Origin of the sequence: Glycomyces artemisiae (genome assembly GCF_003002955.1) — a bacterium.
Taxonomy (GTDB): domain Bacteria; phylum Actinomycetota; class Actinomycetes; order Mycobacteriales; family Micromonosporaceae; genus Glycomyces; species Glycomyces artemisiae.
On record NZ_PVTJ01000014.1, the window covers coordinates 1 to 19417 of the forward strand.

The window sequence follows — 19417 nt, forward strand, 5'->3', positions numbered from 1 at the left end:
CCAGTTCGGTGAACAGCGGCTCCAGGTGGGCGTACTCGCCGGATTTGGTCCTGCGCTGTTCCTGTCGTGTGTCGGTCATTTTCGTCGTCCTCCCGCATGCTGATCGGCCGGGGCGCATGTCGTCCGTCGATGCACATCGGTGCTCCGAAGGGCAGGGGTGCCCTCCGGAGCCCTGTTCTAATCCTCTGCGGGCCTTGGCGACGAGTTCGTTCACGCGGGCGCGCTCCTCGCGGCCCCACGTCTCCTTCGTCAAGAGGATGCCGACCAGGCCGACGAGCGCGGCGAACAGGTACAGCATCGACGCGCCGGGCCAGCCGAACTTCCCGACCAGCGCGGCCGCGAGGAGCGGCGCGAACCCGCCGAGCGCGGCGGCGATCTGGTACCCGAGCGAGGCGCCGGAGGTCCTTGTGGCCGTGCGGAACTGCTCGGTCAGCAGCGAGCCCTGCGTGCCGGTGAGGGACGCGTGGATGAGGCCGATGCCGATGACGAACACCGCGACCACGAGCGCCGGCTCGCCGTCGTTCGTCAAGAGGTACATGGGGAACGCGAAGACCGCGGCCGCGATGCACCCGGCGATGTAGATGGGGCGCCTGCCGATCCGGTCGGTGAGCGTGCCGGCCAGGAACGTCACGGCGATGGCGGTGATGCTCGCGGCGGTGATCGCGCCGAGCGCGACGGGCCGCAGGTCCGGTTCGCGCTCGGAGATGTAGTTCAGCAGGTACGTGGCGGTCGAGTAGTACGCGAACGACTCGACGATGCGCAGGGCGATGACGCGGAGGATGCCGCGCCAGTCGTCGCGCCACGTCGCGATGAACGGGTTCTTCTCGGTCTTCCCGGCGGCCTGCGCCTCCTGGAACTCGGGCGACTCCGAGAGGCGGGAGCGCACGATGAGCGCGACGATGACGAGGACGGCGCTGAACAGGAACGGCGTGCGCCACTGCCAGTCGCCTTCGAGGGTCGCGCTCCACGCGAACATGCCGGAGGCGAGGGCGATGCCGAGCGGGTTGCCGGACTGGGGGATCGCGGCGAACATGCCGCGGCGGTGCCACGGCGCGTGCTCGTACGCCATGGTGATCGCGCCGCCCCATTCGGCCCCGAACGCGAGGCCCTGGACCATGCGGACGGCGGTGAGGATGATCGGGGCGGCGACGCCGATCTGCGCGTACGTCGGCATGAGGCCGATCGCGAAGGTCGCGGCGCCCATGACGATCATGGCGCCGACGAGGACGGGCTTGCGGCCGTAGCGGTCGCCGAGGTACCCGCCGACGGCGCCGCCGAGGGGGCGCATGACGAAGCCGACCGCGAGGGTCGCGAACGCGAGGAGCGTGCTCGTCAAGGGGTCCTCGGACGGGAAGAACACCGGGCCGAAGTACAGCGCGGCGGCCGTGCCGTAGGCGATGAAGTCGTAGTTCTCGACGCTGGTGCCCGCGGCCGCCGCGATGGCGGTCTTGACGCGGTCCTTCGAGCCGAGCGGGCTGCGTATGGGGGCGGTCGCTGTCTGGGTCATGCGGGGGATCTCCTTTGATCGGTGCCGGGAGCGGATGGGCGGGCAGGTCAGTCGAGGGCGTTGAGCTTGGCGACGCGGCGGCGCGTGTCCTCGTCGTCGTCGAAGACGGCGCCGAGGAACTCGCGCACGATGTCGGGGACGAGCGCGTGGGGGACGAGCCAGGCGCCCATGGCGATCGCGTTCGCGTCGTCGTGCTCGACGGCCTGGTGCGCGGAGTACGGCTCGTGGGCGAGCCCGCAGCGGATGCCGCTGAGCTTGTTCGCGGCCATGACCGCGCCCTGGCCGGTGCCGCACACGAGGATCGCGCGGTCGGCGCGCCCGTCCTGGACCGGACGGCAGGTGTCCTGCGTGATGTCCGGGAAGTCGACGGGCTCGGTGCTGCCGGTGCCGCAGTCGAGGACCTCGTGCCCCAGGCCCTCGATCACCTGGCGGACGGTGTCCTTCATGGGGAAGCCGGCGTGGTCGGCTCCGAGCGCGATCCTCATCGAGTGGTGTTCCTTTCGGTTGCGGCGGTAGGCCTCTCGGCGTTGAGTCGCCGGACCTCGTCCCGGTGCGGGATCGAGGCGGAGGCCCCTGGTCGGGTGACCGCGAGCGACGCGGCGTCGAGGGCGCGCCGGAGCCGTTCGCGCAGCGGCAGCTCGGCGAGCGCCGCGAAGTAGCCGGCGAACGTGTCGCCAGCTGCGGTGGTGTCGACGGCCTCGACCCGGCGGGCCGCGGCGCGTCCGGTCTCGCCGCCGACGCGGTACACCGCGCCTTCGGCGCCGAGGGTGCAGATGACGTCGGCCCCGGTCGCCGCGGCGACCGCGGCGACCAGTCGGTCCACCGGCGTTTCGATTCCGGTCGGCCGGATCGGCGCGGTCCCTTCGGAACCGGTCCGCGGGACCGCGGCCGGTCGGGTGCCGCTGTTCGAATTCAGGGCCGGGGGGATGTCGGCGGCGCCGAGTAGCGTTGCGAGTCGTCCGAGTTCGTGCTCGTTCACCAGCAGGAGGTCATGCCCATCGACCAGTTCCTCTGAGGACTCCGGTGCCGGAGCCGCATTCCAGACGACCGCCGCGCCCGCCTCGCGGGCCAGCCCCGCGGCGAGTCGGGAGGTCGCCGCCGGGACCTCGTTCTGGAGCAGCACCACGTCGCCGGGGCCGAGCGTCCGGCACGCCTCCTGAACGGCCGCATCCGGAATCGCGCGGTTCGCCCCCGCGACGACGACGATCGAGTTCTCGGCGGCATCGTCGATGAACACGAAGGCGCGGCCCGACGGGACGCCGTCCAGGCGCGCGACGCCGGCGGTGCCGACCCCGTCGGCATCGAGCGCCGCGAGCAGCGGACCGCCGTCGCCCGCGCCGACGGCCCCGACCATCCGCACCTCGGCCCCCGCGCGGGCCGCGGCGACGGCCTGGTTGGCGCCCTTCCCGCCGAGCGCGGTGTCCGCCGACCGCGCGCCCACGGTCTCTCCGGGCCCGGGGAACCGCTGCACGCGAACGGCATCGTCGATGTTGACGCTGCCGACCACGAGCACACGGGTGCGCCGGCGATCGCCGTCGGCGGCAGCGGACGACGAGGGCGCGATCGGGGTGCTCATGCGGCACCTCCGGCCGGGCCGGTGGCGAGCACCATGGCGCGACGCGAAGCCGCGCGGGCGCGGCCTGCCCGGTCGTGCGCTCGTGATGCGAGGCGGCCGCTCGACGGAGAGGGCACGGGGACGCGCACCGCGCGGCAGCGGTCCGCGGTGTCGGGATTCGGGCTGCGGTCGGTCATGCGGCACTTCCCGCGGAGCGGTCGATGAAGGTGGTGGCGATGCGCTGCGAAGTTGCGGTGCCGCCGTTGATGAGGGCGAGGAGGCCGCGGACTCCGGCGCGGCCGATCTCGGGGGCGTCGTTCTTCACCGCGCTCACGGGCGGGGACATGAAGGCGAACCACTCGACGTCGTCGAAGGACACGAACTCGATGAGCGAGGCCGCTTCGGCGCCGAGTCGCTCGTGGACGGCGCGCATGGCGCCCAGGGTCGTCTGGCCGTTGGCGCCGAAGACCGCCGTCGGGAGCGCCCCGCGGTCGAGGATGCGGAGCATCGCCTCGGCGGCGCCGTCGGCGAGGAAGTCGCCCGCGTCGACCAGGGCGTCGTCGGTGCAGATCCCGTGCGCTTCGCGCCCGGCCAGGTAGGCGTCGTGGCGCTCCGCGCCCGTCGAGAACGTCTCCGGGCCGCCGATGAAGGCGACGTCGCGATGCCCGCGGCGCTGGAGCCACTTGAGCGCCTGGGCCACGCCGCCCGCGTTGTCGGTGCCGTACAGCGGCGCGTCAACGCCCTCGATCGACCGGTTGAGCAGCACGATCGGCAGGTCCGAGGCGAGCAGCGCCTCCAGGCGCGGCGTCTTGGGGCCCTGCGGCGACAGCAGGAGCCCGTCGATGCGCTGCGAGGCGAAGACGTCGAGCACGGCGTCCGCCTGCGCCGCGTCCTCGTTGGCGTTCGCGAGGATCACCGTGTAGCCGTGGGCGCGCGCCTCCTGCTCGGCCGCGTGGGCGAGCTCCGAGAAGAACGGGTTGCGGATGTCGGAGACGAGGAGCCCGAGGACGTCGGTGCGGGCGCGGCGCAGGGAGCGGGCCGGGCCGTTGGCGATGTAGCCGAGTTCGGCGGCGGCGGCGAGCACGCGGCTGCGCGAGTCGGGGGAGGTCTGCGGACTGCCGCTGAGCACCCGGGAGGCGGTGCCGACGGCGACCCCGGCCCGCGCCGCGACGTCCTTGATCGTGGCCAACGGTGCCACCTCTCTGTGGTTCCTCTGCGGTCATGGATTCCATTCTCATGGAATCGTTTCCATGACGGAAACGTTTCCACCGTAACACCGGCCCGGACGGGAACGCAACCCCCGTCATGCCGGATCGTCCGCAGAGCAGGGCCCGAAACACCGGCCACCGGACGGGCCGCGTCCGTCCCGACCAGCGCTCCCGCGGCTCACGCGCCTCCCCGGTCAACGGAACTTGAAATAGACTCCTATGATTCAGTCAGTCCAGCCGGTGCTCGCACCCACGTGCGGCGATCGACGATCCGAAGGGGGAGCCGTGGGCGACAAGCGCCGTCCGGCGGCGAAGGGCAAAACCCCCGCGACCATCTACGACATCGCGCGCATCACCGGCGTCAACCCCTCGACCGTCTCCCGGGCCCTCAACCAGCCCGGCCGCGTCAGCGCCAGCACCGAGCAGCGCATCCGCGAGGCCGCCGCCGACCTCGGCTACCGCACCAACCCGATGGCCCGCGCCCTCCCCACCGGCAAGACCGGCACCCTCGGCCTCCTCGTCTCCGACCTCACCAACCCCGTCTACTTCGACCTGGTGCGCGGCGCCGAGCGGATCGCCCGCGAGCACGACACGATGCTCATCTTCGCCGACTCCCAGGAGTCGCCCGAGCTCGAACGCTCCACGGCCGAGCGCCTTCAGATCGCCGTCGACGGCCTCCTCCTCGTCGCCTCCCGCCTCGAAGACGCCCAGATCCAGGAACTGGCCGCCGCCAAGCCGATCGTGGCCGTCAACCGCCCCGTCCCCGGCGTCCCCTCCGTCGCCCCCGACGTGCAGCCCGGCATGGTCGAGTCCCTCGACCTCCTCCACGGCCTCGGCCACCGCCGCATCGCCTACCTCGCCGGACCCGAGGCCTCCTGGATGAACGGCATGAAGTGGGTGACCGCCCACGACCTCGCCGTCGACCGCGGCATGTCCATCGTGGAGATCCAGTCCTCCGCGCCGACCCGCGAAGGCGGCACCGAGGCGTTCGCCGACGTCATGGCCGCCGACGTCACCGCCGTCCTCGCCTACAACGACCTCATCGCCCTCGGCCTCATCGGCGCCTGCCAGCAGCACGGCGTCGCCGTCCCCCGCGATCTGAGCCTCATCGGCTTCGACGACATCTTCGGCGCCGACCTGTCCGCGCCCGCGCTCTCCACCGTCCGCTGCTCCTGGGGCGACATGGGCTCCCGCGCCGTCTCGAAGCTCCTGGGCGCCATCGAAGGCGACGCCAGCGGCGCCGAGCTCAACCTCCCGACCGAGTTCGTCTCCCGCGCCTCGGTCGCCGCTCCCGGCCGCTAGCGCACCCGGACCGCCCGCTCCTGCACCGAGACCGCGAACGACGCCGTCTCGCCGAGGTCGTCGCCGTCGACCTCCAGCATGAGCGGCCGCGACAGCTCCACCGACAGCGTCCGCGCCCGCCCGTGCTCCGCCGTGTCGGCGCTGGCGGCCCGGTCCTGTCCGGTGATGAGGCGCCGGACCCCGTTGTCCCACACGAAGGACCGGAGCGTGTCGATCCACTGCCCCACGCCTTCGGCGCTGAGCAGCAGCAGGTCCAGCTCGCCGTCCGTGGGGTCGGCGTCGGGGAGCAGCCGGATGCCGCCCTGGAGGGTCCCGCAGTTGCCGACGAGCAGCGTGTGCCCCGAGGTGCGCTCGGGGGCGCCGCCGTCCACCGCGAGGTCGATGTCCACGACCTCGGTCGCGTTCACCGCCCGCCCCAGCGACTCCACATAGGCCAGCCAGCCGACGCGGCTCTTGAGGTCGTCGTCGGTCTCGGCGATCATGTGCGCGTCGATCCCGAAGCCCAGCAGCACGGCGAACGCGCTGCGCACGGCCTCGCCGTCCACGTCGGCCTCGACCCAGCCGAGGTCGATCGCCGCGGCCCGGCCTTCGAACGCCCGCTCCATGGCCTTGCCGAGGTTGTTGAGCGGCACGCCGAGGTTCCGCGCGAGGAGGTTCCCGGTCCCCATCGGGACGATCCCCAGTTCGGCCCGCGCGCCGGTCGCGGCGAGCCGCTCGGCGACGGCCCGCACGGTCCCGTCGCCGCCCGCGGCCACGACCACGTCGGCCCCGGTCCGGAGCGCCTCGTCGGTCGCGCCGCGCCCGGGGTCGTCGGGGCTCGTCTCGTGCCACGTGAGCGCCGCGTCGGTCGCGGGAAGGGCCTTGCGCAGGTCCTCGCGCACGGTCTTCGACGGGTTCCACACGATCGCGATCCGGTCGCCTGCCATCGTCGTCTCCTTGTCGCGCACGGGTGCTCAGACTAGCGACCTCACGCGACCTCCACGACGACCTTCCCCTGATTGTCCCCGGCGGCGAGCCGCCGGAACGCCGCGGGCGCCTCCGCGAGCGGGTACACCCTGTCGATGACGGGCGCTACCGCGCCGTCGAGCACGAGGGCCGTCACCGCTTCGAGCTCGGCCCGCGACTGCGGCACCGCGAGCACCCGGACCCGCTTCCGGGACCCGATCCCCGCGGCGGGCCCGGCGACGAGCACCGCGAGGAGGATCCGCGCGTGCCCGCCGACCATGAGGTACCGGCCGCCGGGGCGCAGCGCCCGCTGCACGCGGAACGGCGAGCGGTGCCCCACCAGGTCCACGACCCGGTCCCAGGCCCCGCGCCGGTCGGCCCAGTCCTCGTCCTCGAACGCGATCGCGTCGTCGGCGCCGACGCGCCGCAGGTAGTCCGCCTTGTCGGCCCGGTCCACCGCGGTCACCTCGGCACCGAAGTGCTTGGCGAGCCCGATCACCATCGCGCCCCCGGCCCCGCCCGCGCCGTTGACGAGCACCTTCTCGCCGTCCTTGACCCCCGCGGTCGCCTTGAGCGCGATGCAGCCCGCCTGCGGGATCGCCGCCGCGTCCACGAAGGACAACCGGGCGGGCTTGCGGGCGAGGAGCGCCGGCGGCGTCGCCACGTACTCGGCAAGACCGCCTCGGTACCCCAGCAGCTCCCCGAAGACCTCGTCGCCGGGCGCGTACTCGGTGACGGCGCTTCCGACCGCTTCGACCACACCCGCCACATCGGACCCGGGTACGGGTCTCCGCGGAGCGCGCAGCCCGCCGAGCCTGGCGTAGAACGGGCTCCCGGCGAGGTTCTCGCGGTCCGAGCCGTTGAGCGACGCGGCCCTGACCTTGACGAGCACCTCACCCTCCGCGGGCTCGGGGCGGGGGAGCTCGCCCAGTCCGATCTCGTCGGGGCTCCCGTATCGATGCTGGACGACGGCTCGCATGGCGGACTCCTGTCTCGCGCCGGAACGTCCAGCATAGACGGACTCGCCACTGCCCCGGCATGGCGAACCCGATCGCTTCGCACCCCCTGGGGGCCTTGACAATCACCCGTGCACCGAGGCAGTGTGATCACCAGCACATCGAGTTGCCTCGATGTGCTCGACAGGCCCGCGCCCACCTCGCGGAGCCCCGCTAATTGAAGAAGGAGTCAGCGCATGTCCACTCTCTCGCAGCCGGTGCGCGGTGCCGCCGCGGCGCGCCCCCAGTCCCTGCGCGGCCCGATCCGCCTGGTGCTGGCGCTCGCCGCCGGACTCGTCGTCGCCGTCCTCTGCGCCGCCGCCTTCGGCTCGGTCGGCACGCCGCCGGCGCGGGCGGTCGCCGTGGCGGTCGCGGCCTGCTTCGGGCTCACCGTCGTCTGGCAGCGATGGCGCTTCGCCCGCACCCGCACCAGGCTCGTCACGGGGATCGCGCTCCTCGTCGCCTGCTACGCCGCCGCCGTCGCGGTCTTCCTGGTGTCGTTCGACGTCGCGTTCCCCGCCTCCTGACCACCTTCCGCGGGCGCCCGGACCCCGGTCCGGGCGCCCTTTCCGTGCGCCGCGATGAAATTTATTCTCCTGAAGCGTTGACTTATCCGCGTGTTCATCGTAATTTTCTTTATAAGGAAACTTCAATGAAAGGAATGCTCAAGTGACTTCGGTGCGGAACCAGAGCGTGGTCGGGCGCCTCCGGACGGAGCTCGCGACGCTTCCCGATGCGCTGCAACGGGTCGCGACGCGGATCCTGGAGGACCCGGACGGCGCGGCGCGGGCGTCCATCGCGGACCTCGCCGACCGCGCCGGGACCTCCACGGCCACGGTCACCCGCTTCTGCCGCGTCCTCGGCTTCTCCGGGTACGCCGAACTGCGCGTGGCCCTCGCCGCCGAAGGGGGCCGCGCCGAGCAGGCCCGCTGGGAGACCGACATCGACCGCGAGATCGAGCCGGGCGACCCGCTCGACCGGGTCCTGGGGGTCGTCGCCAGCGCCGACTCCCGCGCGATCCAGGAGACCGCCTCGCGCCTCGACCTCGACCGGATCGACCGGGTCGCCGGGGCCGTCGCCGAAGCGGGCCGCGTCGAGCTCGTGGGCCTGGGCAGCAGCGGCACGGCCGCAAGGGAACTGGCGTTCCGCCTGGAGCGCATCCGCATCCCCTGCTGGTTCCGTCCCGACGCGCACACCGCGCTCACCAACGCGGCGCTCCTGCGCCCCGGGGACGTGGCGATCGGCCTGTCGCACTCGGGCCGCACCCGCGAGGTCGTCGAGGTCCTCGCCGAGGCCCGCGAGCAGGGCGCGCTCACCGTCGCGGTGACCTCGTTCGACCGCTCGCCGATGGCGCAGGCCGCCGACGTGGTGCTCACGACCGCCGTGCGCGAGACGACGTTCCGCCTCGCCGCGCTCTCGGCGCTGCACTCGCAGCTGCTGGTCCTCGACCTCATCTACGTGGCCGTCGCGCAGCGCACCTACGAGCGCACCACCGAAGCGTTCGAGGTGACCGCCAGGGCCGTGCAGGCCCACCGCTTCGCCGACGAGCCGAACCGCAGTCGGCGCAACCGATCCCAGGAGGACCAGTGACCATCGAACCCGCCCCCGCGCGCATCACCGGCGCGGCCTACCTCGACCTCGCGACCGAGACGATCCGCCGCGTGGGGGAGCGGCAGGCCGACGCCGTCGTCGAGGCCGCGCGGCTCATCGCCGACTCGATCAGTGCGGGCGGCGTGCTCCAGGCGTTCGGGTCCGGGCACTCCGAGGCCCTCGCGATGGAGCTGGCCGGGCGCGCCGGGGGCCTGGTGCCCTCCAACAAGATCGCGCTGCGGGACCTCGTCCTCGCGGGCGGCGAGCCGCTGGACGTGCTCGCGGACCCGTTCCTGGAGCGCGACCCCGACGTGGCCCGCCGCCTCCTCGAAACCGTGCCGACCGGGCCCGCCGACGTCTTCGCCGTCGCCTCGAACTCCGGCATCAACGGCGTGGTCGTCGAGCTCGCGCTCCTCGTGAAGGACAAGGGCCACCCCCTGATCGCCTTCACCTCCGCCGAGCACAGCGCCAAGACCCCCTCCCGGCACCCGTCCGGCAAGCGCCTCAGCGAGATCGCCGATGTCGTGCTCGACAACGGCGCGCCCTACGGCGACGCCGCGATGCCGCTGCCCGGCGGCGGCGCGGTCGGCGCGGTCTCCTCCGTGACCTCGGCCGTGCTCGCCCAGATGGTCGTCGGCGAGGCCGTGCAGCGCCTCATCGACGCCGGGCACACGCCCCCGGTCTACCTGTCCGCCAACATCCCCGGCGGCGACGACCACAACCTCGCGCTCGAAGCCCGCTACGCCGGGCGCATCCGCCGCACCGCCTGAACCTTCCCGCCCCGTCCCCTCCGACTTCCCGAAAGGCCCCTCATGGACGTCCGCTCCTCCCGCCGCGCCCTCCTGCAACTCTCCACAATGGCCGGTGCATCGGCCGTGCTCTCCGGCTGCGTCACCGCGGGCGGCGACGGCCCGGCCGAGCAGGCCACCGGCGCCGTCACCGACGACAACCCGCTCGGCGTCCCCGACGGCGCCGACCTCGAAGTGGTCGTCTTCGACGGCGGCTTCGGCTCCGAGTACACCCAGCACGCCGTCACCCTCTACGAGGAGCGCCACCCCGGCGCCGCCGTCACCCACGAAGGGCTCCAGAAGGTCGGCGAGGTCCTCCAGCCCCGCTTCGTGTCCGGCGAGCCGCCGGACGTCGTCGACAACACCGGCGCCGGGCGCCTCGACATCGCCGCGCTCGCCGCCGCGGGTCAGCTCACCGACCTCGCCGACCTCCTCGACGCCCCCAGCCTCGACGACCCGGCCGTCAGGGTCCGCGACCTGCTGCTGCCCGGCGTCGTCGAGGACGGGACCCTCGACGGGACCGCGGGCTTCCTCAACTACTCCTATGTGGTCTGGGGGATCTGGTACTCCCGCAGCCTCTTCGAGCAGCACGGTTGGACCGCCCCGGCCACCTGGGACGACATGCTCGCCCTCTGCGGCGAGATCAAGGCCGCCGGCATCGCGCCGTGGACCTGGCAGGGCAAGTACCCCGAGTACATGATGGACCCGCTCCAGTCCCTCGCCGCCAAGACCGGGGGCCTCGACCTCGTCTACGCCATCGACAACCTCGAACCGGACGCCTGGCGCCAGGACGGCGTCCTCGCCGCCGCCGAGGCCGTCCACGCCCTCGTCACCGGCGGCCACATCCTCGAAGGCTCCGAGGGGCTCTCGCACACCGAGGCCCAGAACGCCTGGTGCACCGGGCAGGCCGCGTTCATCCCGTGCGGTTCCTGGATCGAGGGCGAGCAGCAGGGCGTCACCCCCGAGGGCTTCGACATGGCGATGGCCCCCGTCCCTGCCCTCACCGCCGCCGACGCCCTCCCGTACGGCGCCGTCCAGGGCTCCAGCAGCGAGTCGTTCCTCGTCCCCGCGCAGGCCCTCAACCCCCGCGGCGGCCTCGAATACCTCCGCTGCCTCTTCTCGACCGAGGTCGCCCGCGGCTTCGCCGAATCCGCGAAGGCCATGCCGGTCGTCAAGGGTGCCACCGACGGCCTCGACCTCTCGCCCGGCCTCGCCTCCGTCGCCGCCGCCCTCGACGCCGCCGGAGCGAACGTGTTCGGCTACAAGTACCGCACCTGGTACCCCGAGCTCGCGGTCGAAGTGGACACCGCCACCGGCGAGCTCCTCGCCGGGCGCGCCGACCCCGACACCTGGGCCGACCGCATCCAGGCCGCCGCGGACGCCGTCGCCGCCGACGACTCCGTCGTCAAGTACGAGCGCTGAGCGGGGGCGGCCATGCGACACGGCAGGTACCGGTTCCTGATCGGGGCGCTCGCGCCGCCCCTCCTGCTCTACGGCGTCTTCGTCGTCTCGCCCTACGCCCAGGCGTTCTACCTGGCCCTCACCGACTGGGACGGCCTCTCGGCCGAGGCCCGGATCGTGGGCCTGGCGAACTTCGCCGACCTCTGGTCCGACCCGCTGTTCCTTGCGGCCCTTCGCAACAACGGGATCCTGCTCCTCATCGTCCCGACCGCCGTGATCGCGCTCGCCCTGTTCTTCGCCGCCTGCCTCACCCTCGGCGGCGGCACGAAGCGCCGCGGCGTGCGCGGCTCCGGGCTCTACCGCATCGTCTACTTCTTCCCGCAGCTCCTGTCCGTGGCGATCCTCGGCGTGCTCTTCCAGTTCGTCTACACGCCCGGCGACGGGCTCCTCAACGGCCTCCTCGGCGCCGTCGGCCTCGACTCGCTCGAACGCGCCTGGCTCGCCGACCCCGCCACCGCCCTGCCGGCCGTCACCGCCGTCATGATCTGGTCCGCCGTCGGCTTCTACGTCGTCCTCTTCACCGCCGCAATGGAATCCGTCCCCACCGACGTGGTCGAAGCCGCCGTCCTCGACGGCGCCGGACGGTTCACCGTGTTCCGCCGCATCACCCTCCCGCTCGTCGGCGACAGCGTCCAGACCGCCTTCGTCTACCTCGGCATCCTCGCCCTCGACGGGTTCGCGCTGGTCCAGATCATGACCGTCGGCCCCGGCGGCCCCGACAACGCCACCGAGGTCGTCGGCCTCACCCTCTACCGCGCCGCGTTCACCTACGGCGAGTTCGGATACGCCTCCGCCATGGGCGTCACCCTCTTCTTCATCACCCTGACGCTCACCGCGCTCGCCTTGCGCGCCACCAGAAGAGAGCGGGTGGAACTCGCATGAAGACCCGCCTCTCGGACTCGCTGCTCCATGTCGTCCTCGCCGTCTGGGCCCTCCTCGTGACCCTCCCGCTCGCGTGGGCCGTGCTCTCCTCCCTCAAGACCGACGCCGAGATCTTCGCCAGCCCCTGGTCCCTCCCCGCGTCCCCGCAGTGGGGCAACTGGGTCCGCGCCTGGCAGGAGGCCCACATCGGCCGGTACCTCCTCAACACCCTCATCGTCGTCGGCGGCGCCCTCGTCCTCGTCATGCTCCTGGGCGCCCTGACCGCCTACTGCCTCGCCCGCTACGACTTCCCCGGCAGCCGGATCATCTACTTCGGACTCGTCGCCGGGATGCTCTTCCCCGTGTTCCTCGCCCTCGTCCCGCTGTTCTTCGTCGTCGACCAGCTCGGCCTCCTCGGCACCTACCACGGGCTCATCCTCGTGTACGCCGCCTACGCCCTGCCCTTCACCGTGTTCCTCCTCCACGCCTTCTTCCGCGGACTCCCCACGGCCACCGCCGAAGCCGCGTTCATCGACGGCTGCTCCCACGCCGGGGTGTTCTTCCGCGTCATGCTCCCCATGGCCCGCCCCGGCATGGTCTCGGTCGGCATCTTCAACTTCCTCGGCCTGTGGAACCAGTACCTGCTGCCCCTCGTCCTCAACCCCGACCCCGACCGCTACGTCCTCGCCCAGGGCCTCGCCGCCCTCGCCGTCAGCCAGGGCTACCGCAGCGACTTCTCCGGCCTCTTCGCCGGACTCGTCATCGCGATCCTCCCGGTCCTGGCGGCCTACGTCCTGTTCCAACGGCAGATCCGCGCCGGCCTCACCGCCGGGGCGGTCCGCTGACCCGTCCCTCCGATCCGTGCGACACGAGTTCGACCAGAAAGGGAGCTCTCCATGACCACCATCCGCACCCCGCGCAGGCGCCTCATCGGCGTCGCCGCGGCGGCCCTCGCCCTCGCGGCGGCGGGAACGGCCACCGCGACCTACGCGGACCGCACCGCCGACGCCGCCGAGCCCGCCGCCTGCGACGGCGTCCTCTTCGACGACTTCGCCTACGACTCCTCCGCCGACCCCGACATCGCCGCCCGCGGCTGGACCGTCCGCACCAACGCCGGAGGCCCCGGCGTCCCCGGCGCGGCCTGGCCCGCGAGCAACGTCTCGTTCCCCACCGTGGACGGCGCGAAGTCGCTGCAACTGCGCGCCGCCACCGACGGCACCGGCGGCGGCACCAGCCACGCCGAACTCTTCCACCAGCAGAAGTTCTTCGAAGGCACCTACGCCGCCCGCGTCAAGTTCGCCGACGCCCCGGTGAGCGGCACCGACGGCGACCACCTCGTCGAGACGTTCTTCACCATCACCCCGCTCGACGCGCCCATGGACCCCGACTACGGCGAGATCGACTTCGAGTACCTCCCCAACGGCGGCTGGGGCGAGACCTCCAACATCCTCTACGAGACCACCTGGGAGACCTACCAGGCCGAGCCCTGGGTCGCCGACAACATCAACAACAGCCAGCGCCAGAGCTACAACGGCTGGCACGACCTCGTCTTCACCGTCTCCGGCGGCCACGTCAAGTACTACGTGGACGGCGCGCTCGTCGCCGACCACTCCGGGAAGTACTACCCGGAGACCCCCATGTCGATCAACTTCAACCTCTGGTTCATCGACACCGCCGCCCACGCGGGCGGCACCAGCGTCTACAACCAGCAGGTCGACTACGTCATGCACACCGCGGGCGAGGTCCTCAGCCCCGCCGAGGTGAACACCCGCGTCGCCGGGTACCGCGCCGACGGCGTCGACCACACCGACACCGTGGGGACCGGCGGCGGCGAATGCCCCACCGACCCGCCCACCACCGACGAGCCCACCGACCCGACCGACCCGCCGACCGGCGCCGACTGCGCCGCCGCGCCCGACTGGTCCTTCGGATCGGTCTACACCGCAGGGAACACCGTCGTCCACGAGCGCAGCGCGAACGGCGACCCGAGCGGCCCGAAGTCCGGCGACGGGGAGCACCTGTGGCGCGCCAACTGGTGGACCCAGGGCTCCGAGCCGGGCTGGACGCCGCAATGGACCGACCTGGGTCCATGCTGATCCCATGAGCCAACTGGTACTCGGCCTCGACGTCGGCGGGACCTCCTCCCGCGCGGTCACGACCACCCTCGACGGCACGGTCGTCGGACGGGGCGACGCAGGAGCGGGCAATCCGCTGGCCGTCCCGCCCGACCACGCCGCCGCTGAAGTCGCCCGCGCCCTCGCCGCCGCCCTGGCCGGTACCGACCCCGGCCGCATCGCGGCCGCCGTCCTCGGCCTCGCCGGGGTCAGCGGCTTCGACCGGCCCGACGTGTCGGCGGCGTTCCAGCGCGTCTGGGACGCCGCCGGACTCCAGTGCCCGGTCCACACGGTCGGCGACGCCCAGGTCGCCTTCGCTTCAGGCACAGATGAACCGCTCGGCACGGTCCTCATCGCCGGGACAGGGGCCGCGGCTGCTCGCATCGAGGGCGACCGCATCACGCGCGTCGGCGACGGCCTCGGCTGGCTCCTCGGCGACAAGGGCTCCGGCTTCTGGATCGGCCGTAAGGCTGCCGCAGACACGGCGGCGCGGCTCCAGGCGGGATCGCCGCAGACGCTGCTGACGGAGCTGGTCGTCCGCGCCGTCCTCTGCACCGACGGAACCGCTACGGCCGGAACGAGTCCCGACCGCGGCCACGGAGGTGCAGGGGCCGCGGGCGGTCGCGATGTCTCGCCGGCCCGGGCCGGCGCCGCAGCGGCCCGGCACGCTCCCGCGGCCGACGGGCCGCGGTCCAGCGGTAACGACCACGCGACCGCCTCCGACGCGTTCGTCATCGCCGTCCACCAGCGACCGCCCCGCAGCCTCGACCGGTTGGCACCGCTCGTCACCGAGGCCGCGCTGGCGGGGGACGAGCACGCGGTGGCGATCCTCCACGAGGCCGCCGCGCACCTCGCCTCCGCCGTCGCCAATGTGCGCGATCCGGGCGAGGCGACGCCGATCGTGCTGTCCGGCAGCGTGCTCCGCAGTTGCACCCCGGTCCGCGACGGCGTCAAAGCCCGGCTCGCCGCCGCCTGGCCCGATGCCGCCGTGACCGAGGCGGGCCCGGCCGAGCTCGGGGCCGCGAAGCTCGCGGCCCAGCGGGTTCAGCGGTCCTCGACGATGCCGTTCTCGTAGGCCCACACCACGGTCTGCACCCGGTCCCGCGCGCCGATCTTCGTCATCGCGCGGCCCAGGTGCGACTTGACCGTGCTGGTCTCCACGAACAGCTCCTGCGCGATCTCCGCGTTCGACATCCCGCGGGCCAGCAGCAGCACGATCTCCAGCTCCCGGGCCGTGAGCACCTCGGCCGCATCGGACGCCCCGGTGCGCCGCCGCCGCTGCGCGAACTCGGTGATGACCCGGTGCGTCACCGCGTGGTCCACGAGGCCCTTGCCGTCGGCGAGCTTGCGCACCGCGTCGACGAGGTCCTCAGGCTCGCAGTCCTTCAGGATGAACCCGCTCGCGCCCGCTTCGAGCGCGCCGAACACGTACTCGTCCGGGTTGAACGTGGTCACCACCAGGACCGCCGGGCGGTCGCCCTCTCGCGCCGCGACGATCTCGCGCGTCGCGGTGATCCCGTCGCCGCCGGGCATGCGCACGTCCATGCAGACCACGTCGGGCGCGAACTGCGCCGCGGCGACCACCGCCGACGGCCCGTTCGACGCCTCGCCGACCACCTCGATGTCCCCGGCGTCCTCCAGGATCACCCGGTACCCCGCGCGCACCACCGCCTGGTCGTCGACCAGCAGCACCCGGATCATCATGCCTCCCTTGCCGTGAACACGTCGCCGGTCCGCTCCCGGTCGGCCTCGCGGACCGGCAGCCGCAGCCGCACGCTCCAGCCGCCGGCCGCGTCCGGGCCCGCCTCGAACTCCGCGCCGACCAGGTCGGCGCGCTCGCGCATCCCCACCAGGCCGCTCCCGCCGTGCTCGACGTCCGCGACCAGGCGCTGCGCCTTCCCGTTGGCGGCCAGCAGCTCCACCGCGTCATTGAGGTACGCGAGGCGAAGCCGCACCCGCGCGCCCGGCGCGTGCTGGCGGGCGTTCGTCAGCGCCTGCTGCGCGATCCGGTACAGCGAGATGTCCGCGATCGGCGGCAGCACGAGCGGTTCGCCCTCCCGCGCGAACGCGATATCGTCGCCGAGGCGCCGGGACTCCTCGACCAGCGCGTCGAGCGCGGACAGGCCCGGCACGGGCGCGTCGCCGTCGGCGTCGCCGCGTTCGCGCAGGAGGCCGACGACCTGCCGCAGGTTCGCCAGGGTCTCCTTGCCCCGCGAGCGGATCCACCCGGCCCCGGCCTTCGCGGCGGCCGGGTCGCGGTCGATGAGGCGCTCGATCGCGGCGGCTTGGACGACCATGCCCGAGAGGTGGTGCGCGGCCACGTCGTGGAGCTCCCGAGCGATGCGGGTCCGCTCGGCCCGCACCGATGATTCGGCCCGTTCCCTTGCGGCCCTGAGCATCTGCTCGGCGCGCTCGCGGGCGAGGGCCCGGTTGCGGCGGCGGGCCGCCACGTAAGCGCCCACGAAGGCCGCCGCCGCGTACAGGAGCGCGCTCGATCCGAGCTGGTTCACGACGATGACCGCCGAGCCCGACTCGCCCCAGGTCGCCGCCACCGATGCGCCGGTCTCCAGGACCACGGCCACCGCTGCGGCCGTGAACGCGAACCGCGCCGACGCGAGCGTCCCCACCGTGTACGCGGCGATGGCCGGGCCGAAGCCCTGGGCCATGATCTGCGGCGCCACCGCGATGATCCCGATCTGCAGAGCCACGACGAGCGCGAGACACAGGCCGGGCCGCACCCGCCGCAGGCACAGCAGCAGCCCCTGCCCCGCCGCGAGCGCGCCCATGGCCCACACTTCGGCGGCGGTGACCTGGAGCGACGCCTCGGACGGGGCGAGGCGCGCCAGGACCGCGTACAGCCCCAGCGTGACCGCCGCGACCAGCACGGCGAGCACGGCGTCCCTGGTGAACGGCCGGGCGGCCCCGATCCGGGAGAGCGCCTTGTCGAGGCGCTCTCCCGCTGACAGGGCGGCCGCCGGAGCGGGCGCTGACATGCTTCCTCCGGTCAGTAGGAGATGTTCGGCGACAGGAGCTGGAACTCGATCGCGAAGTCGGCGACCGCGCTGAGGGCCAGCAGCGTGACCACCGTACCGGTCACCGCCCGCCACCCGGCCTTGCGCCGGATCTCGCCGACGAGCCGCACCGCCGCGGGGATCAGGCCGAGCGCCCCGGCGAGCTGGAGGACCTGGACGGTGCGGATGAGCGCGGCGCCGGGGTCCTGGAGACCCATGGCGAGCATGAAGATCGCGACCCACCCGGCGACGGCGAGCAGCGAGCACGCGGCGGCGACGCGCACGAGCACCCGCCAGCGCCGCCCTTCCGGGCCGGGGCCGGGACGGTGCCGCAGCCTGCGGTACAGGGCCGCGGCGGGCCAGGCGAGGAGGCCGATGAGGAGCACCGCGATCGCGGCGATCGTGATCGGAAGTCCGATCCGGCGTTCGACGTCCATGGGCAGCAGGGTGAACGCGGCGTCGTGGACGATGCCGGTGACCTCGCCGTCCTCGATGTTCACGGCGAGGACGCGTTCGCCGCCGACCTCGCGCCACAGGGCGTCGCCCACCTGCTCGTACACGGCGGGTTCGAGCGTGCCCGGGTCGGCGTCGAACGCGATCCGGCCGTCGTCGAGCGCGGTGATCTTCGTGGTGCTGAGCAGGTCGAGCGCGCTCAGGAACGTGCTGTGGAAGCCGCGCGAGGCGTGGTAGGTGCCCGCGACGAGTTCGGCGTCGGAGTCCTCGACGGGGGTCGTCTCGGTCTGGCCGGGGAAGTACCGGTCGGCGAAGTCGCGCATCAGGTCGCTGCGGAGCCCGAGCGTGGCGGCCCCGTCGGTGCCGGTGCTGTTGAAGGACACGTAGATCCCGGCGCCGTCCTCGGGGTAGAGGTTCAGGTGCGAGTGGAAGAAGTTGGTGTCGCCGCCGTGGCCCACGACGCGGTGGCCGTTCTGGTCCTCCTGGAACCAGCCGAGGGTCATGCGGGGTGCGTCGGCGAAGGCCCCGAGGCTGTCGGCGTCGAGTGCGGGGGAGAACATCTGCTCCCGCGTCTCCGCGTCGAGCAGCTGTGTGCCGACGCCGAGCTGCGCGAGCATGAACTTGGCCATGTCGTCGGCGGTCGCCGAGAGCGCCCCGGCGGGCGGGGTGCCGACGTACTCGAACGGCTGGGCCGGCCCGCTGGAGTCGTTGTAGCCCTCCGAGACGCGGTCCGCGAGGTCCGCGGGGAGCGGCTGGCGGAACGAGGAGGAGTCCATGCCGAGCGGTTCGAGAATGTTCGCGTCGATGTAGTCCTCGAACGGCATGCCGCTCACGCGCTCCACGATGTACCCGGCGAGGGCGTTCCCGTAGTTGGAGTACGCGGGGGTGGTGCCGGGCCGGTACACCTGCTCGGGCGGGTCGGTCGCGAGCGCCGCGCGCAGGTCGACGTCCTCGCCTTCGAGGCCGATGAGCCCGGAGACGCGCTCCTCGAACCCGGCGGTGTGGCTGAGCAGGTGCCGCAGCGTCAGGTCCTCGTCGTAGTCGCGTGCTATGTCGAAGTCGAGGTACGCGGCCACGTCGGTGTCGAGGTCGAGTTCGCCGTCCTCGACGAGCTGCATGACGGCGGTCGCGGTGAACACCTTCGAGATCGAGCCGGGCCGGAACAGCGTGTCGGCGGGGTCGACCGGCGTGCCGGGCGCGGCCTCGCCGAACCCGCGGGTGGTGAAGACGCCGCCGTCGCCGACGACGGCGACGCTGGCCCCCGCGATCCCTTCGGCCTCAAGCATCTCGGGCAGGGTCTCGTCGAGCCAAGCGTCGACGTTCGCGGCGGTGAAGTCCTCGGCGGCGTCGGGCGTGTGCGGTTCGGGCGCCGCGGGGGCGGCGCTCCCGCAGGCGGTCGCGAGGACCGCGACCGCGGCCAGGGCCGCGGCGGCGGCGAGATGTCGGGCGGTCATGTCGTTGCTCCATCAGGGTGTGTGGTCTCGGTCGGACCACGCAATCCTGTCCGGAAAGGGGTGTTCGCGACTTCTGGCGCGAGTCGGAATTCGGCTTGCGACTTTTGGGGGAGGACGACGCGAACACGAAGGGGCACCGCCGATCCGGCGGTGCCCCTTCCTCTTGCGGCCCT

The 19417-nt window shown here is 72.9% G+C and carries 18 protein-coding genes; 9 read left to right on the forward strand and 9 right to left on the reverse strand.

What is annotated here, in order from left to right; all coding sequences use genetic code 11:
* From B0I28_RS25130 to B0I28_RS25145, 4 genes are all read right to left on the reverse strand, one after another.
* Positions 1 to 1507: MFS transporter (locus B0I28_RS25130; protein WP_219926981.1), on the reverse strand; the 1507-nt coding region annotated here is incomplete at its 3' end.
* 47 nt (positions 1508 to 1554) lie between these two features.
* The gene (locus B0I28_RS25135) at positions 1555 to 1992 is read right to left on the reverse strand and encodes an RpiB/LacA/LacB family sugar-phosphate isomerase (protein WP_106366619.1); all 438 of its coding nucleotides are present in this window, start codon (positions 1990 to 1992) and stop codon (positions 1555 to 1557) included.
* Positions 1989 to 3083, reverse strand: coding sequence for a PfkB family carbohydrate kinase (locus B0I28_RS25140; protein WP_106366620.1), 1095 nt, complete (start codon positions 3081 to 3083; stop codon positions 1989 to 1991). Before B0I28_RS25140 ends, B0I28_RS25135 begins: the two co-directional genes overlap by 4 nt.
* A gap of 172 nt (positions 3084 to 3255) precedes the next feature.
* A complete protein-coding gene (locus tag B0I28_RS25145; protein WP_181245960.1) occupies positions 3256 to 4251 on the reverse strand; it encodes a LacI family DNA-binding transcriptional regulator in 996 nt (331 codons plus the stop codon).
* A gap of 304 nt (positions 4252 to 4555) precedes the next feature.
* Here B0I28_RS25145 and B0I28_RS25150 point away from each other — a divergent pair, with 304 nt between their 5' ends.
* On the forward strand, positions 4556 to 5572 hold the full coding sequence (locus B0I28_RS25150; RefSeq protein WP_181245961.1) for a LacI family DNA-binding transcriptional regulator: 1017 nt from the start codon (positions 4556 to 4558) through the stop codon (positions 5570 to 5572).
* On the opposite strand, the gene B0I28_RS25155 is transcribed toward B0I28_RS25150, so the two are convergent.
* Both B0I28_RS25155 and B0I28_RS25160 read right to left on the reverse strand, forming a co-directional pair.
* Positions 5569 to 6453, reverse strand: a complete 885-nt coding sequence (locus B0I28_RS25155; RefSeq protein WP_425433455.1) for a diacylglycerol/lipid kinase family protein — start codon at positions 6451 to 6453, stop codon at positions 5569 to 5571. The two genes, B0I28_RS25150 and B0I28_RS25155, sit on opposite strands and share 4 nt — an antisense overlap.
* Positions 6454 to 6539: 86 nt before the next feature.
* Positions 6540 to 7496, reverse strand: a complete 957-nt coding sequence (locus tag B0I28_RS25160; RefSeq protein ID WP_106366624.1) for an NAD(P)-dependent alcohol dehydrogenase — start codon at positions 7494 to 7496, stop codon at positions 6540 to 6542.
* 213 nt (positions 7497 to 7709) lie between these two features.
* Here B0I28_RS25160 and B0I28_RS25165 point away from each other — a divergent pair, with 213 nt between their 5' ends.
* The 8 genes from B0I28_RS25165 to B0I28_RS25200 all read left to right on the forward strand — a co-directional run bounded on the left by B0I28_RS25165 (position 7710) and on the right by B0I28_RS25200 (position 15401).
* The gene (locus B0I28_RS25165) at positions 7710 to 8039 is read left to right on the forward strand and encodes a hypothetical protein (RefSeq protein ID WP_106366625.1); all 330 of its coding nucleotides are present in this window, start codon (positions 7710 to 7712) and stop codon (positions 8037 to 8039) included.
* A 142-nt stretch (positions 8040 to 8181) separates the two neighbouring features.
* On the forward strand, positions 8182 to 9102 hold the full coding sequence (locus B0I28_RS25170; RefSeq protein WP_219926982.1) for a MurR/RpiR family transcriptional regulator: 921 nt from the start codon (positions 8182 to 8184) through the stop codon (positions 9100 to 9102).
* Entirely contained in the window at positions 9099 to 9872 is a 774-nt protein-coding gene (locus B0I28_RS25175) for a sugar isomerase domain-containing protein (protein WP_245889106.1), read from the forward strand. Before B0I28_RS25170 ends, B0I28_RS25175 begins: the two co-directional genes overlap by 4 nt.
* A 42-nt stretch (positions 9873 to 9914) precedes the next feature.
* On the forward strand, positions 9915 to 11312 hold the full coding sequence (ngcE, locus tag B0I28_RS25180) for an N-acetylglucosamine/diacetylchitobiose ABC transporter substrate-binding protein (protein ID WP_106366626.1): 1398 nt from the start codon (positions 9915 to 9917) through the stop codon (positions 11310 to 11312).
* A 12-nt stretch (positions 11313 to 11324) separates the two neighbouring features.
* Positions 11325 to 12233 (forward strand): carbohydrate ABC transporter permease, encoded by a 909-nt coding sequence (locus B0I28_RS25185; protein ID WP_106366627.1) that lies wholly within the window; start codon positions 11325 to 11327, stop codon positions 12231 to 12233.
* Positions 12230 to 13057 carry a carbohydrate ABC transporter permease gene (locus tag B0I28_RS25190; protein ID WP_106366628.1) on the forward strand — a complete coding sequence of 276 codons (828 nt, stop codon included), beginning with the start codon at positions 12230 to 12232 and terminating at the stop codon, positions 13055 to 13057. The genes B0I28_RS25185 and B0I28_RS25190 overlap by 4 nt, the downstream gene beginning before the upstream one ends.
* 51 nt (positions 13058 to 13108) lie before the next feature.
* Complete coding sequence (locus B0I28_RS25195; protein ID WP_106366629.1) at positions 13109 to 14308, forward strand: family 16 glycosylhydrolase; 1200 nt, start codon at positions 13109 to 13111, stop codon at positions 14306 to 14308.
* Between the two features lie 4 nt (positions 14309 to 14312).
* On the forward strand, positions 14313 to 15401 hold the full coding sequence (locus tag B0I28_RS25200; protein WP_106366630.1) for an N-acetylglucosamine kinase: 1089 nt from the start codon (positions 14313 to 14315) through the stop codon (positions 15399 to 15401).
* Here the strand turns inward: B0I28_RS25200 and B0I28_RS25205 are convergent.
* Genes B0I28_RS25205 through B0I28_RS25215 form a run of 3 tightly spaced genes read right to left on the reverse strand, consistent with a single transcriptional unit; the run spans position 15371 to position 19244 of the window.
* Entirely contained in the window at positions 15371 to 16027 is a 657-nt protein-coding gene (locus B0I28_RS25205) for a response regulator (protein WP_106366631.1), read from the reverse strand. The genes B0I28_RS25200 and B0I28_RS25205 overlap by 31 nt on opposite strands.
* Complete coding sequence (locus B0I28_RS25210) at positions 16027 to 17319, reverse strand: sensor histidine kinase (protein WP_106366632.1); 1293 nt, start codon at positions 17317 to 17319, stop codon at positions 16027 to 16029. Before B0I28_RS25210 ends, B0I28_RS25205 begins: the two co-directional genes overlap by 1 nt.
* Positions 17320 to 17330: 11 nt before the next feature.
* Positions 17331 to 19244: a serine hydrolase gene (locus tag B0I28_RS25215; RefSeq protein ID WP_106366633.1), complete on the reverse strand. Its 1914-nt coding sequence runs from the start codon at positions 19242 to 19244 to the stop codon at positions 17331 to 17333.
* Between the last annotated feature and the right edge of the window lie 173 nt (positions 19245 to 19417).